The sequence below is a fragment of the Acinetobacter sp. CIP 101934 genome (genome assembly GCF_000369585.1).
In the GTDB taxonomy this organism is placed as follows: Bacteria; Pseudomonadota; Gammaproteobacteria; order Pseudomonadales; family Moraxellaceae; genus Acinetobacter; species Acinetobacter schindleri.
The window spans coordinates 1,099,511-1,114,644 of record NZ_KB850094.1 but is presented as its reverse complement, the minus strand read 5'-3'; the positions used below and the strand labels follow the sequence as shown (position 1 = coordinate 1,114,644).

The following is a 15,134-nucleotide window of genomic DNA, read 5'->3' as shown; positions in this document are numbered from 1 at the left end:
ACATCGGGTATTTAACAGGTTGAAAGGAGCAAAGGTTGAGATAAAATGAAGCCTATAGAACTTTAGTCTTAGCCCGCTTTAAAACCCTGGATTTGGCTAATTCAAGGCCATTTGTGATGGCTCTATTTGCATTAGATTGTTTATTTTTTTGTCTATTTTTTAGATTTTGCATTTTTTTTGCGAAAACTTGCCATTTGAAAGGTGTTACAATATCTGCATTCAAAATTCTCTTTGGCCACCAATATAAGTGGTGCCTATATTATTCTATCGTTAGGATTAACAATGTCTGATAATGCAACTATCTTACAGAATGTACCTGTAGGCAAAAAAGTTGGTATTGCCTTTTCTGGTGGTCTAGATACTTCAGCAGCCCTGTTGTGGATGAAACAAAAAGGCGCAGAACCTTATGCATATACTGCAAACCTGGGTCAGCCTGATGAAGATGATTACGATGCGATTCCAAAGAAAGCTGAAGCATATGGCGCAGTAAAAGCACGTTTAATCGACTGCCGTCTACAGCTTGCATTAGAAGGTATTGCTGCAATTCAATGTGGCGCGTTCCACATCTCAACTGGTGGTGTTCCTTACTTCAACACAACGCCACTAGGCCGTGCAGTAACAGGGACAATGCTTGTTACCGCAATGAAAGAAGATGACGTCAACATCTGGGGCGACGGATCAACCTATAAAGGTAACGACATCGAGCGTTTCTACCGTTATGGTTTGTTGACTAACCCGAATCTTAAAATCTATAAGCCTTGGTTAGACCAGACATTTATTGACGAGCTGGGTGGCCGTGCCGAAATGTCTCAGTTCCTGATCGACAACGGCTTTGACTACAAAATGTCAAAAGAGAAAGCTTATTCAACTGACTCAAACATGCTGGGTGCGACGCACGAAGCCAAAGATCTTGAATACCTGAATGCAGGCATCAAAATCGTTGACCCAATCATGGGTGTTGCGTTCTGGAAGGAAGAAGTTGAAATCAAACCTGAAGAAGTGTCGATCACTTTTGAAGAAGGCTTCCCAGTTGCAATCAACGGTCAACGTATCGAAGATCCTGTTGAGTTCATTCTTGAAGCAAACCGTATCGGTGGCCGTCATGGTCTAGGTATGTCGGATCAAATCGAAAACCGTATCATTGAAGCGAAATCTCGTGGTATTTATGAAGCTCCAGGTATGGCGCTGCTTCACATTGCTTATGAACGTCTGGTGACGGGTATTCATAACGAAGATACCATTGAACAATACCGTATCAACGGTCTTCGTTTAGGTCGTCTTCTTTACCAAGGTCGCTGGTTCGATTCTCAAGCGCTTATGCTTCGTGAAACTGCTCAGCGTTGGGTTGCTAAAGCGGTTACCGGTACTGTGACTTTAGAACTACGTCGTGGTAATGACTACACGATTATGAACACTGAATCTGAAAACCTGACATACGAAGCTGAACGCTTAACGATGGAAAAAGGTGATTCAATGTTCTCGCCAATGGATCGTATCGGTCAGTTAACTATGCGTAACCTGGACATTACGGATACGCGTGCAAAACTGGGGATCTACACAGGTGCGGGTTTACTTGCAGTGGGTACCGGTTCAGCTGTTCCACAATTAAAAGACAAAAACTAAGTTTTAGTTGTGTCAAAAAAACCGCGCAAATTGCGCGGTTTTTATTGTCTGTAATTCAGGAAAAATTCAACTGATATGCAGCGGTTTTGAATTTACCGAAGCAATGCTTTGATAATAAATCTGATTGCGCCCTAGTTGCTTGGCACGATACAGTGCCTGATCTGCAATACCGAGTAATCCATCTTTGGTCATAGATTGCTCGCCACGATAAACCGTAATGCCTAGACTTACCGTAATCTGCTTGGATACCAAAGATTTTTCATGTGGTATTTCCAGACGTTCAATCGCTTTAAAGATATTGGTAGATACTGCATAAGCCCCATGTGCATCAGTTTCTGGAAGTAGCACCACAAACTCCTCACCTCCATAACGCGCAACAAAGTCCATATGCCGGATCGCATTCTTGATAGTTTTGGCGATGGTCGAAATCACATCATCACCCTTTTGGTGCCCATAAAAATCGTTATAGTTCTTAAAGAAATCTACATCGACAAATAAAATAGCCAAAGAGCTTTCCTGACGCTGAGCGGTAGAAAAGTAAATTTCCAGCATTTCATCAAAGGTACGGCGATTCGAGATTTTGGTCAGCTCATCATGCTGGCTCAGATGTAACAGTTCGGTATTGTGAATCCGGTGAATCTGCTCACTGATCCGCGCCCGCATGGAATAAAGAAAAATCATCCGTTCACGTGCAAAAATCATATGACTAATAACAAAACCGAGCAGGCAACTTCCCAACAGAATTCGGCCAAATACCAAAGGATTAAAGTTAGCCCCAACCAGGGTCAGGCAAATAATCGTAGTTCCAGCTGCCAATACACCAGTGATCATCATCTGAATCGGCTTGACACCAGTAAGGATATAACCCAACACATAAATAATGGTGACAATTGCCATGGATTGATGCTGTAAAGCTGCAGTCTGAATGGACATAGTTAGACATGAAATTGAAACCAGTGCCCAGAATATCAAGACCAGTGAAGCAGGCTGAAAAAAAGGTTTTAAGCGTTCTAAACTTGAGAATAAATAGAAAACAAATAAACTAATTCCGCCATTAATAATACCTATTAAAGACAATACAAAATCATGTACAAAATATTGTTTATCGATGATCCAGTAATCGGTAGGAATAAGGATAAGGATGCCGATAAAATAGATTAATAATCCTGCCCAGACATACTGATCGGTGTGCTTACGGGCACGTTCCAGATTTTTGGTCCAGAATTCATCTTCAAGCGGTTGAGGAAAAACTCGGCTCAATTTCTGCCCAGCAATAAGCTCTTCGACTTTTTCCTTTTGATCCTGCAGTTTTGCTAAATTATACTTATATTCCATGGCAAGCATGTATGTAATTTTTTTAGTGTTTTTAAAATAACATACTTTTTTAAATTAATTCATAGTTAATGCATCTTTTGTCAGTATTTCACATTACCATTTTCGGTATAGATGCATTATCATTCATATTATTTCTCTGATTGAATTCGCCTTGAATACGATTACGATTCTCCAGCCAGATGACTGGCACGCTCACCTACGTGATGGTCTAGCACTTAAACGTACTGTTCCTGATCTAGCTCAACAATTTTCCCGCGCAATCTGTATGCCAAACCTGGTTCCACCGGTAAAAACTGTGGAAGAGGCAAACAGCTATCGTGAACGCATCATGGCGCATGTGCCGGAAGGCTGCAACTTTGATCCACGCATGGTGTTGTACTTCACCAACAATACTTCACCTGCCGAAGTTAAAAAAATCAAAGAATCTGAGTATGTGAATGCCATCAAGCTTTATCCTGCTGGTGCGACTACAAACTCGGATAGCGGTGTAAGCGATATTTCTAAAGTGTATGCAGTAATTGAGCAGCTTGAAGAACATCAGGTACCTTTACTGCTACATGGTGAAGTCACGCATAACCATGTCGACATTTTTGATCGTGAAAAACGTTTCCTGGACGAAGTACTTTCTCCATTATTAAAGCAGTTCCCGAAACTGAAGCTGGTACTTGAACATATTACCACCAGTGAAGCGGCAAACTTTGTCCTGGAACAGGACCGTAATGTGGCTGCAACGATCACGCCACAACATTTACTGTTTAACCGTAATGACATGCTAGTGGGTGGCATCAAGCCGCATTTCTACTGCCTGCCGATTTTAAAACGCCAGACGCATCAGCAAACTCTGCTGGAAGTCGCGACCAGCGGTAATCCTAAATTCTTCTTGGGCACAGATAGTGCGCCGCACTCAAAAAATGCCAAAGAAAATGCATGTGGTTGCGCAGGATGTTATAGTGCGCCCACTGCAATTGAACTTTATGCTCAGGCATTTGATCAGGTCGGCAAAATTGACCGTCTGGAAGGTTTTGCGAGCCACTTTGGTGCTGACTTCTATGGCCTTCCTCGTAATACCAATACCATTACCCTGGTAAAACAAGATCAAGTGATTCCTGAGAGTCTGGACTATTTGGATGGTGAACAGATTATTCCGTTATATGCGGGTAAAACCATTCAATGGAGAAAAGTGTGACAAATGAAACTCTCCCAGTCATTGGTCAACGTTTCCGTGGATTCCTGCCTGTTGTTGTCGATGTAGAGACAGCGGGCTTTAATGCACAAACTGATGCCTTGCTGGAAATCGCTGCCATTCCTATTATTTTTAATGAGAAAGGTGAATTTGTGCCCGGCCCTGCTCACCATGCACATATCAATCCATTTGAAGGGGCAAACCTTGACCGCCGTTCGCTGGACTTTATTGGGATCGATCCCTCTAATCCGATGCGTATTGCAATGGCCGAAGATGAGAAAACTGCGCTTAAACGTATTTTTAAATCTGTCAATGAAGTACGCCGCCAGCAAAACTGTACCCATGCCGTTCTGGTCGGTCATAACGCCCATTTCGATTTAGGCTTTGTACAGGCAGCAATTGCCCGTACAGGAACCAAAAACCAGAACCCATTTCATAGTTTTTCTGTCTTCGACACAGTGACTTTGAGCGCGGTGATGTTTGGTCAAACCGTACTGGCAAAATCCTGTATTCAGGCCGGTATCGAGTTTGATGGCAAAGAAGCCCATTCTGCGTTATACGACACGCAGAAGACAGCTGAACTGTTTTGCTATATTTTAAACAAACTCACCCCACACCTGCTTGACACTTTGGTGGCGGATCAATAAGATACCGCCATCTTCTAAACGTCCCTATCGTCTAGAGGCCTAGGACATCGCCCTTTCACGGCGGTAACCGGGGTTCGAATCCCCGTAGGGACGCCATCTATTTTCCTCTGTCTTTTTATTTCTATTATTCAGCTATTTAAGTCGATTAAATTCCGCACACATAAAAAACCCATTAATGCAAATAATTCTCATTATTATTGATTATTACACTAAAGTTAATGATAATCACTTTCATTATCCTTATTAAAATCAATCATTATGCGTTTTGCCTATTCCACCCTGTCAATTGCCATTTTATCTGCCCTAAGCAGCAACTTGTTTGCTCAAACAACCAATCCAAAAGCACAAAGCAAACCAGAGGCTGAAGTCAAATTATCGACGATTGTGATTGAAACGAAGGTTGAAAATGAAGTTGGAAAAACGGTTTATAGCAAAGAAGATTTAAAAAAGACGCCGAATAGCTCTAAAAATATCACTGACTTTCTAAAAGTAAATCCGAATGTGCAGTTTAGCAATGAACATATGGCAGCCAGCTCACAAGCTGATTTAAAACCGGCTGAAATTTCGATTCATGGTGCACAATCATTTAATAATAAATTTGTGGTCAATGGCGTCAGCAACAGCAATAACCTCGACCCTGCTGGTTCAGGAACAACCAACTACGGTGCAGTGTCTGGCGGTTCACAAGGTGTGGCAATCAACACCGATTTATTGTGTAATTTAGAAGTATTAGACAGCAACATTAGTGCAAAACACGGTGGCTTCACCGGTGGTGTGGTTCAGGCAGAAACCTGTGCGCCTAAATCTGAAATTGGCAAAGTCCATGGTAGCATCACTTATGACTATACAGAAAGTGACTGGAACCGCTACCACTTAAAAACTGATGCAGACAAAGGACTTTTTGAAGGTTCATCCACCCAGTCAAACCAAAAAGAGTATGTTCGCCAAGGTGTTAGTGCCAATATTTTTGCTAAGCTTTCAGAGGTTTATGGCTTCGACCTCTATGCTTCACAACGTAAATCAACAATTCCTGTTGAAAGTGGCTTACCTGCACCAAAACAAATTGATCAAGAAAAACGTAATACCAATGTCGGCGGAACCTTGTATGTCGATCCAAATGTAGACACCAGTATGAAATTCGGTTTCGCTTTAGGTGATTTGGAAGACAATACTTACGCAGACAAACGTCGTAACTCTCACAGCAGCACCAATAATCAATCAGCTTTGATTTTCGCAGAGATGCAACAAAAACAAGATTGGGGACAATTAATACACCAGCTCAATTACCAGCAAATTGACAATGCACGTGAATCATCATCTGATCGTGGTGTGAACTGGATATATGCAGCAGGGAGCAAAGACTGGGCAAATACTGAAAAAGTATGGGAAGGCGCAACCTCTGCAGATATTGATTTAAAACAATCTTCTGTGAGTTATGGGTTAAATGCGCTATTTAATAACTTTAAATTTGCAGACACCGACCATCAAATCAGCGCCGGTTTTGCCTATCATTATGATGATGTGCAATGGGAACGTACCAAAGATTTTTCAACTTTCTATGGCGTAACATCAGGGAAAACCCAAAACTTGTTTGATCTCAAAGGTCAACAATGTCAAATCAATGATCCCCTCTGCGATGAAAATACCACAGCTGTATTCCTGAACAATAAAGTCCCTACGGTCTTTGATGGCCAATACTTTAAAAAGGGTAATGTATACAAAGCAGGCAGCTTTGCTGGTCAATATCATCAAGCAGCCTTGTATCTAGAAGATAATATTCGCTGGAACAACCTCAATGCCCGTTTAGGTGTGCGTGCTGATTATGATGAATCAAATAATAATCTTAACTTTGCACCACGTAGCAGCATTAGTTATCAGCCTTTTTCCAATAAATTATTAACCCTGACTTCAGGTTGGAACCGCTACTATAATGCCCCAACGTATATGACGGACTTGCGTCAACATCTGACCTCATTAGATTTTGACATCAGCCGTGCTGATCAAAATTCTGAATGGGTTGAAGAAGCAAAAGTTTCAGCCAATGATACACGCCGCAAGGATCTTAAAACCCCATTTGCAGATGAATTTGTCCTTGGGTTTAATAGCCAATTTAAAAACACCAATCTTAGCTTAAAATGGGTGAATCGTCAGTATGATGATGAAATCACCCGTAATAGAACTGATATTCCAAATGACTATTTTACTTATTCTTATGAGTTTGATAACAGCGGTTATGGCGAAAATGATACCGTAACGCTAGAACTTAATACGATTGAGCCACTTAAATTTAAAGGCACTCAACATAATTTAGGCTTAGCGGTCAATTACTCGGAGGTGTACCGTAGCGCACCAGATTATACGGAAAACTTTACCGAAGAAGATCTTCAGGAGCTGATTTCCTATGATGGCAAAATCATGCCTTATGGTGACCGTCCTGCATCAAACTATAACCAACCGATTACTGCACGTGTCATGTGGAATATTGGCTTTGATTCTCTTCCTTTAAAAATTTCCAACTTCTTTAGCTATAAAGACACCTATGAGCAAGTGCTAGAAGCGAGCTCTGCTGACAAAGTGGTGCATGATGGCGTTAAAATCGATACTTATACGCTACAAGATGTAAAACCTCGTTTTACATGGGATGTGCGCACCACCTATGATTGGAAAGTTTCAAAAGATTATTCAGCGATTTTTGGCTTAACGGTCAATAATATTACTAACCGCAATAATTTATATGTGAGTGGAAGCAAACTGTACTCTGAAATTGGCCGCCAATTTATCGCAGATATCACTTTTAAATTCTAACTCATGGACAAGAGCACTCAGGTGCTCTTTTTAATTTGCTTAGGCTATAATTACTGCAATTTCATCTCTTGCATTTGTGCCATGTTAAAAAAGATCTTACTGGTTTTAGTGATTTTAGCGCCTTCCGCACTGTACCTCTATATCGTCAATCGTGAAGATAAAACCGAAGCACCTGCGGAACAAATGGTTCCGGCCAGTAACCCGCCTGAATACCAAACACCTGACCATTAAATCCACACGACTTAAACTTCTGTAAAGTGACGGGAGTTTGAGGTTTTAATGTCGATTTTTGATGCTACAAACTGATTGACACGCCTGTTTGGAGTCCAAAATAACATTATTGCTTTGTTCTTGTTTAATGTTTGAACTTTTAGCGTATTTTTAGCAAAAAGCCTTTTGACAAAACTCAGCTTAGTCCTTAACATAGCCATCACCTCGCAACGTCCCTATCGTCTAGAGGCCTAGGACATCGCCCTTTCACGGCGGTAACCGGGGTTCGAATCCCCGTAGGGACGCCATCTATTGATCTCATACGATCAGCACTTATTCAAAATTACTATTATTTGATTGCAGATTTGTAGTTTTTCACTACAATAGCTCGCTTCATTCCTTTGAAGTATTTCTTATTTCCTATGCACTCATCTCCGAATGATGCTACGCATCAGGGCAATTCTGCGCCTTTAAAACGCGCTATGAGTACTCGACATCTGGTCATGATTTCGCTTGGTGGCGCAATCGGGACCGGCCTATTTTTAGGGTCGGGTGAAGTCATTGCACAAACGGGGCCTGTAGGTGCCATTCTTGCTTATCTCCTCGGCGGTATCATCGCTTACATGGTTATGCTATGTCTGGGTGAACTTGCCGTACATATGCCTGAATCTGGTTCATTTGGTGCTTATGCCAAACGTTATATTGGACCGGGCACAGGTTATACCATTACCTGGTTATACTGGCTGACCTGGTCAGTGACATTGGGAACCGAATTTACCGCTGCAGCTTTATTGATGCAGGAATGGTTCCCGGACAGCTCCATGTGGATGTGGACACTGGTCTTTGGTGCGCTTGTGTTTACACTGAATATGATTTCGACCCGCTGGTTTGCAGAATCCGAATTCTGGCTAGCCCTCATTAAAGTTGTCACTGTTATTGCCTTTATCCTGCTGGGATTATTGGCCATATTTGGTGTATTGGGTTATGCAGGTCAGGAAACTGCCCCGCTGTTTAGCAATCTGACAGCTCAGGGTTGGTTCCCTGAAGGCCTGTTCCCCATCTTCACAACAATGCTGATTGTCAACTTTGCCTTCTCAGGTACAGAACTGATTGGTGTAGCCGCTGGTGAAACCAAAGATCCTGCCAAAAACGTACCGAAAGCCATCAATACCGCAATTTTCCGCCTATTGATTTTCTTTGTAGGTACGATTGTCGTGGTGACGTGTCTATTACCACATCAAGAAGCAGGTCTTGCTGCTGAAGGTGTAAGTAGTAGCCCATTTGTGACCGTATTCCAGCACATTGGTATTCCATATGCTGAAGACGTTATTCGCTTTGTAATTATCACCGCACTGTTGTCTGCTGCAAACTCAGGTTTATTTGCTGCTTCCCGTATGATGTGGTCATTGTCTTATAGCAAACAATTACCAGCCATATTCTCAAGAGTGAATGCACGCGGTATTCCTTACATTGCGGTAATCGTGACCATGATTGGTGGTATGCCAGGTCTGTTGTCTGAACAGTTTGCGCCAGAAACCATTTTCACCAATCTGTTAGGTATTGCAGCCTTTACCATGGTGGTGGTCTGGATGAGTATCTGTCTGAGTATGTTCAACTTCCGCCGTGAATGGTACAAACAAGGGAAGACAGCTAAAGATCTTGCTTTCGCTGCACCGTTGTTCCCGATTGTGCCAATTCTGGGCTTCCTGTTCTGTCTGATCACCTGTATCAGTATGGTATTTGATCCAACAATGCGGATCAGCTTCTTTGGCTGTCTGGTGTTTATTGGACTTTGCTATGCCAGCTACTACAAGTTTTATCACAATAAAGCTTAAATCTTAGCGCTAACAAAAGAGCAGCTCCGGCTGCTCTTTTGTTATCTATACTGAATATGTTTCAGGCAGCCACACAGCGGTGTGTCAATGAAAATTTTTTATATCCATGGAATGAACAAGCAGAATTTTAGTTCTGCTTCATTAAAGCAACGTTGGCTAAGTCTGCTTAAACATGGTCTGGAACAGTCGCATCGACAGGCTTGTTTTTCCTATATCAAACGTCATGTTCGTATCCCTTTTTATGGAGATTTACTGTTACGGCATCATTTACATAATGTATTGAACGCCAGTACCTTAATGCCACAAGACTGGCCACATTTTCCCATGCGCCAGCCACTTAAATCCCAACCGTCGCCGCCACATCTTCATCAGTATTTAGCTGAAACTTGCAAGATTCCCGAATTAAATATTGAGGATGCTTTGACTTTTAACCAGAAGCTGAAATTTATTACTACCTTAAGCCGAAATACAGCCTTACGGGATTTTATGGTCTTGCTCAATTATTTTCCCCATCTGCATGATACGCTCATCAAAAAATTTCTGATTGAAACATATTCCTATCTAGCCAATGCCAGATTCATGCAGCAAGTTCATCAGCGTATTGGTCAGCGACTACATGACAATAAACCTTGTATCTTGATCGCACACTCCTTAGGCAGCGTGATTGGCTATCATTATCTGCTTTTACATCCGGAATTAAGTGTGCAGCGCTTTATTACGCTGGGATTACCCATGGCCTTTCGTGTAATACAGGAACATTTGCCGCAACCGATGACCCGACCCGAGGCCATTCGTGGTGACTGGATCAATTTTTATTGTAGTGATGACTTTCTGACTGCCTTTCCCTTATCAGAACCACCCTTCCAGTTTCAGCCGGCGATTATTAATCAGAAAATTCGTACCTCCATCTATCATCCGCATGATATTGATGGTTATATCCAACATCCCAACGTCATCAAAGCGCTGCTGGAATTAATTTAGGATTTACTTAAACAGCGGGATTTAACTTTTACCGTTTGATTCCTATCTTTTTTCTATGTAGTAAAATCCTTGATCCGTATCTATCAATTTACTGCTTTTTCTACTTTTTTATAAATATACAACTGTCTGTTAATGGTTGTTTTATCAAAGTAATTTACACATGAACACCACAAAAAGTACAGCTTGGCTTGCCGCAATTTTCTCTATAATGTGAATATATAGATCGACCTCCGTGAGGTATCGATGAAAGTTATTTTTATTCATGGAATGAATCAGCAACATCATAGCGCTGCATCGATCCGTCAGCGCTGGCTACATATACTTCAAAAAGGCATTCGCAAACATCATCACGATGCCAGATTCAGTTATTTACGACGTCACATTCACATTCCATTTTATGGGGACTTGCTTTCTCGCTATAACGTCCGCAACATCCTCAATGCTGGCACCCTGATGCCACAGCAATGGCCTAGCTTTCGGTTCCGTCAGCCTGTTCAGCCCCAGCTTCCTGCACCAGTTCCACGTCCTGGCTGGCGCAAACCCGTGATTTCCGATCTTCCCCTGCTCAACCTGAATGACTCCATGAATTTCAAACAGAAATTCAAATTTATTACTACACTGAGCAAAAATGTTGCGCTGCGGGACTTTGTGTTATTGCTCAATTATTTTCCCAGTCTGCATCGTAGCCTGCTTCAAAAATTTCTTATTGAAACCTATTTGTATCTCGACAATCCTGGTTTCATGAAAGAAGTTCATGAGCGGATCGCCCGGCAATTGAACGGTCGTAAACCTTGTATTGTAATTGCTCATTCTCTGGGTAGTGTGATTGCCTATAATCATCTTATTCAGCATCCAGAACTCAATGTACAGCGTTTTATTACTTTAGGATCGCCATTAGCATTCCAGGTGATCCAGTCACATTTACCACAACCGATTGTACGACCTGCTGCAATTACAGGCGACTGGATAAATTTCTATTCAACTGATGATTTCCTCACCGCTTTTCCTCTTACCCAACCGCCATTTCAGTTTCAACCTGCAATTATTAACCATGGCATTCGTACACATATTCACCGCCCACATGATATTACTGGTTATTTACTCCATCCGCAGGTGGTAGAAACAATTCTAGAATTGCTTAAAAATCCAGCTTAAACCATGTATTTTTCAAGTATTTTCTTAAGATTGTTTTAATTTTATGCACTCGGTTCAAAAAACCAGAAAAAGTGCAGAAATGCGTTTGACACCCCCCATTTTTCACCCTATTATACGCCCACCTCTGAAACGTCCCTATCGTCTAGAGGCCTAGGACATCGCCCTTTCACGGCGGTAACCGGGGTTCGAATCCCCGTAGGGACGCCATTACTTCAAACTGAAAGTAAAGGTTTTAAAATCTATCTTCTGTACTGTCCCTATCGTCTAGAGGCCTAGGACATCGCCCTTTCACGGCGGTAACCGGGGTTCGAATCCCCGTAGGGACGCCATATTCGAGATGATTATCTTAAAATGATCTTCTCATAAAAAAGCTCAGGCATTGTGACCTGGGCTTTTTTATTGCCTTCAATTTGATTTATTTTTACCATATATTCAAAATAATAAACCTCTAAAAATTTACGCACTTTTGCAAAGTCCTTGTATTTTCCGCCATAAAATCGAACAAAAACCAAACATCTGATCTTTCACATAAGGCTAAGGTAAGTTAGGAGCCAATATGCAAGGATAAGATTATGTTCACGAGTACGGAGTTTTGTTTAACTGCACCCCCATTTGAGAATCTTGTTCAAGAACCAACTAAAAGCTTCAAAGATTGGGTGGATTTTTTTCTGGATGAGCAGATCTCTAAAAAAACAAAAACAGATTCGGCAGAACAATACCTCAGTCAGTTAATCCAGCACATCGATCTGGGTTCCATCAGCTGGCTCGACCAACCCGAACATGCTGCTACGCATTTTTTAGAAGAACATCATAAAATTTGTGGAATATTTCAGGATTATCTCAGCCGTCGCAAACAAGGCGGACAACGTGAATACTTTGCTACGGTATCGCATGCATTTGAATTTCTCTACCGGGTGGCACCTACAAAAATGGTCGATGGCTCATGGTTATACTCTACTCTGGAACATGCGGATCAACCTGCGCTTAAAGACCTGATTCATATTTATCTGGAAGAGCTGGGGCTAGGTCATCCACAAACCAACCATGTCACCATGTATCAGGATCTGCTAAATAACTATGAACTCACTGCCTATAGCGAACAACTCGATGACCGCTATTATGAACAGGCAGCTGTCCAGTTGGCTTTGGCGTATGCGCCAGCTGAATATTTACCGCTGGTGATTGGCTTTAATCTGGGCTATGAACAACTACCGCTACATTTATTGATTACCAATTATGAACTGGCTGAACTCGGTATCAATCCGCATTACTTTAATGTGCACATCACGATTGATAATGCGCATAATGGCCATGCGCAAAAATCCCTGCAAGCTTTCCTGGATCTATACCGTTCTGCAGAACACCCAGAGCGCTATCTGGAAATGGTCAAACAGGGTTACTTGCTGAATGATGTAGGCAAGAGTTCTACTCAGATCGTGCGTGAGTTGGATCTCGATGCCCAGGTGTTGAAACTGTTTCAGCAGAAAGCTTTAATTGGTCAGTACATTCATAACCAGAAATGTCAGTTTAGTGGTAAGACCATCAATGAGTGGTTGTCACAACCTGAACAGATTCAGGATTTCCTACAGGTCATGATGGATAAAGGCTGGATTCAACGTGGACTGTCTGTAGAGCAAAGCCGTTTCTGGAAACTGATTGATGATCCAGATGGCAAGATGTTTGGCGTATTTAATGCCACAGAGAAACAGATAATTCGTGACTGGATTCAAGGTCCAGAACTGGCTCGACGGCTTTCTTCACATCAACTACGGACGCAAACACCGATAATCAGTCGGCAAGAGCAACATAAGCTGGAAGAACTTCGCTTGCATCTGAAGCGTTGTGACAATAATGAGGAAAAACTGGAGATTCTCACGCCTTATGTAGCACCACATTGTCATTATCAGCAGCTTGGACTTTGGGCGACACAACAGGTCTCTAAAATCCTGTTTCCTTTCCAGACCCAAGCGGTGCAATTCAGCTAAATATGTTGCATTTAAAAAGGCACCATAGGGTGCCTTTTTATATTTAGATCAGGTTATGCAGATTTACGTGAATTGATCTGTCCTTTAATCACAGCAGTGACATTGCCTTTTAGATAATGCAGGAAAACTTTTAATGGTGACAGTTTTGGATTTGGCTGTTTGCCTTGAGCAATCTGTTTAAACTGCGCGGCATACCAGATGATTTCCATGATTGCCATTTTATCAATCATTGGAATACCGGTTTTAATCTTCTCTACAGCATAGCGTACATCCTGCCCTGCCACGAGCTTCTGCCCCAGATCAGTTTCTACTGCAAACGGACGGGCAATACCAACAAAATCACAGGCACCACTCTCAAGTGCGGCATTCATACCAGCAGCAGTTCTAAAACCGCCAGTTACCATAATATGGCAACTCACTTCCTGACGGATTTTTTCGGCAAAATCCAGGAAATAGGCTTCACGGGCAATCGTGGAAGCCTTACGTTTATCCGCTTTAACGCCTGCCATTGCTGGTGCTTCATAGCTACCGCCGGACACCTCAATCAGATCAATGCCTACTGCATCAATAGCTTTAAAGACATAGATCACATCTTCTTCGGTAATACCGCCACGCTGGAAATCAGCCGAATTCAGTTTAACGGAAATAATGAAATTTTCTGAAGTTGCAGCACGAACTGCCTTATAGATTTCTAATAAGAAACGGGTACGGTTTTCAATACTGCCACCCCACTGATCCTGACGTTTATTGGTCAATGGCGATAAGAACTGACTGATCAGATAGCCATGCGCACCATGCAACTGTACGCCTTCAAATCCTGCTTTTTCACAAATTGCAGCGGAAGTTGCAAAACGCTGGATAATATCCAGAATTTCATCTTCGCGCAGTTCACGTGGGGTACCAAAACTGACAGCCAGTGCCGGACTAAATGGCACTGCCGATGGTGCTACAGTTTCCCGGTTCAACCCTTTCGGACATTGACGTCCCGGATGTGACAACTGCACCAGTTGTACCATACCATGACGTTTGCCAACTTCTGCCCAAGCCTTAAGCTTGTTCAGGTCACGTTCTGTTTCAGCGACTACAACACCCGGTTCATTCTTGGCACGAAAATCCACCATGACATTACCCGTAATCGCACAGCCTAGCCCGCCTTTAGCCCAGGCTTCGTAGAGTTTCAAATGTGAGTCATTCGGTTGACCAGCATCATTAGCCAGTGCCTCGCTCATAGCACCTTTGATGATACGGTTTTTAAAGAGGGTATTACGAATCTGAATTGAATCTGCCAGTTGTGTCATATTTTTTCCTAAACATTATGCTTTTATTCTGTCGGTGTTATACCCTGTCAGCAAGAAATTGACAATAACCCATGTCA

Annotated in this window: 11 protein-coding genes and 4 tRNA genes; 13 read left to right on the top strand and 2 right to left on the bottom strand. The window is 42.2% G+C overall.

Translation table 11 applies throughout. The features are described 5' to 3' along the window. The first annotated feature begins 282 nt into the window (after positions 1-282). Positions 283-1,623: an argininosuccinate synthase gene (gene argG, locus F899_RS05695; RefSeq protein ID WP_004810660.1), complete on the top strand. Its 1,341-nt coding sequence runs from the start codon at positions 283-285 to the stop codon at positions 1,621-1,623. Between the two features lie 66 nt (positions 1,624-1,689). On the opposite strand, the gene F899_RS05690 is transcribed toward argG, so the two are convergent. After that, positions 1,690-2,958: a GGDEF domain-containing protein gene (locus tag F899_RS05690; protein WP_034434197.1), complete on the bottom strand. Its 1,269-nt coding sequence runs from the start codon at positions 2,956-2,958 to the stop codon at positions 1,690-1,692. A 151-nt stretch (positions 2,959-3,109) separates the two neighbouring features. Between F899_RS05690 and pyrC the strand changes: the two genes are divergently transcribed. The 12 genes from pyrC (at position 3,110) to F899_RS05635 (ending at position 13,759) form a co-directional block, all read left to right on the top strand. Then, the gene (pyrC, locus tag F899_RS05685; protein WP_004893685.1) at positions 3,110-4,144 is read left to right on the top strand and encodes a dihydroorotase; all 1,035 of its coding nucleotides are present in this window, start codon (positions 3,110-3,112) and stop codon (positions 4,142-4,144) included. After that, a complete protein-coding gene (gene rnt / locus F899_RS05680) occupies positions 4,129-4,788 on the top strand; it encodes a ribonuclease T (protein WP_008303612.1) in 660 nt (219 codons plus the stop codon). The genes pyrC and rnt overlap by 16 nt, the downstream gene beginning before the upstream one ends. A gap of 20 nt (positions 4,789-4,808) precedes the next feature. Further along, a tRNA-Glu gene (locus tag F899_RS05675) sits at positions 4,809-4,884 on the top strand. Positions 4,885-5,046: 162 nt separating this feature from the next. After that, positions 5,047-7,593 (top strand): TonB-dependent receptor plug domain-containing protein, encoded by a 2,547-nt coding sequence (locus F899_RS05670; protein WP_005221361.1) that lies wholly within the window; start codon positions 5,047-5,049, stop codon positions 7,591-7,593. An 81-nt stretch (positions 7,594-7,674) separates the two neighbouring features. Then, positions 7,675-7,824, top strand: a complete 150-nt coding sequence (locus F899_RS15625; RefSeq protein WP_171063857.1) for a hypothetical protein — start codon at positions 7,675-7,677, stop codon at positions 7,822-7,824. Between the two features lie 211 nt (positions 7,825-8,035). Then, positions 8,036-8,111, top strand: a tRNA-Glu gene (locus tag F899_RS05665). Positions 8,112-8,225: 114 nt separating this feature from the next. Continuing rightward, positions 8,226-9,638: an amino acid permease gene (locus F899_RS05660; protein WP_005221357.1), complete on the top strand. Its 1,413-nt coding sequence runs from the start codon at positions 8,226-8,228 to the stop codon at positions 9,636-9,638. A gap of 87 nt (positions 9,639-9,725) precedes the next feature. Beyond that, positions 9,726-10,619: an alpha/beta fold hydrolase gene (locus F899_RS05655; protein WP_005221355.1), complete on the top strand. Its 894-nt coding sequence runs from the start codon at positions 9,726-9,728 to the stop codon at positions 10,617-10,619. Positions 10,620-10,862: 243 nt separating this feature from the next. Next, complete coding sequence (locus F899_RS05650; protein ID WP_004893674.1) at positions 10,863-11,774, top strand: alpha/beta fold hydrolase domain-containing protein; 912 nt, start codon at positions 10,863-10,865, stop codon at positions 11,772-11,774. A gap of 131 nt (positions 11,775-11,905) precedes the next feature. After that, positions 11,906-11,981: transfer RNA gene (locus tag F899_RS05645), tRNA-Glu, on the top strand. A gap of 46 nt (positions 11,982-12,027) precedes the next feature. Beyond that, a tRNA-Glu gene (locus F899_RS05640) sits at positions 12,028-12,103 on the top strand. Positions 12,104-12,346: 243 nt separating this feature from the next. Beyond that, entirely contained in the window at positions 12,347-13,759 is a 1,413-nt protein-coding gene (locus tag F899_RS05635; RefSeq protein WP_004893673.1) for an iron-containing redox enzyme family protein, read from the top strand. Between the two features lie 53 nt (positions 13,760-13,812). On the opposite strand, the gene F899_RS05630 is transcribed toward F899_RS05635, so the two are convergent. Then, positions 13,813-15,057, bottom strand: coding sequence for an NADH:flavin oxidoreductase/NADH oxidase family protein (locus F899_RS05630; RefSeq protein WP_005221353.1), 1,245 nt, complete (start codon positions 15,055-15,057; stop codon positions 13,813-13,815). Positions 15,058-15,134 lie beyond the last annotated feature (77 nt).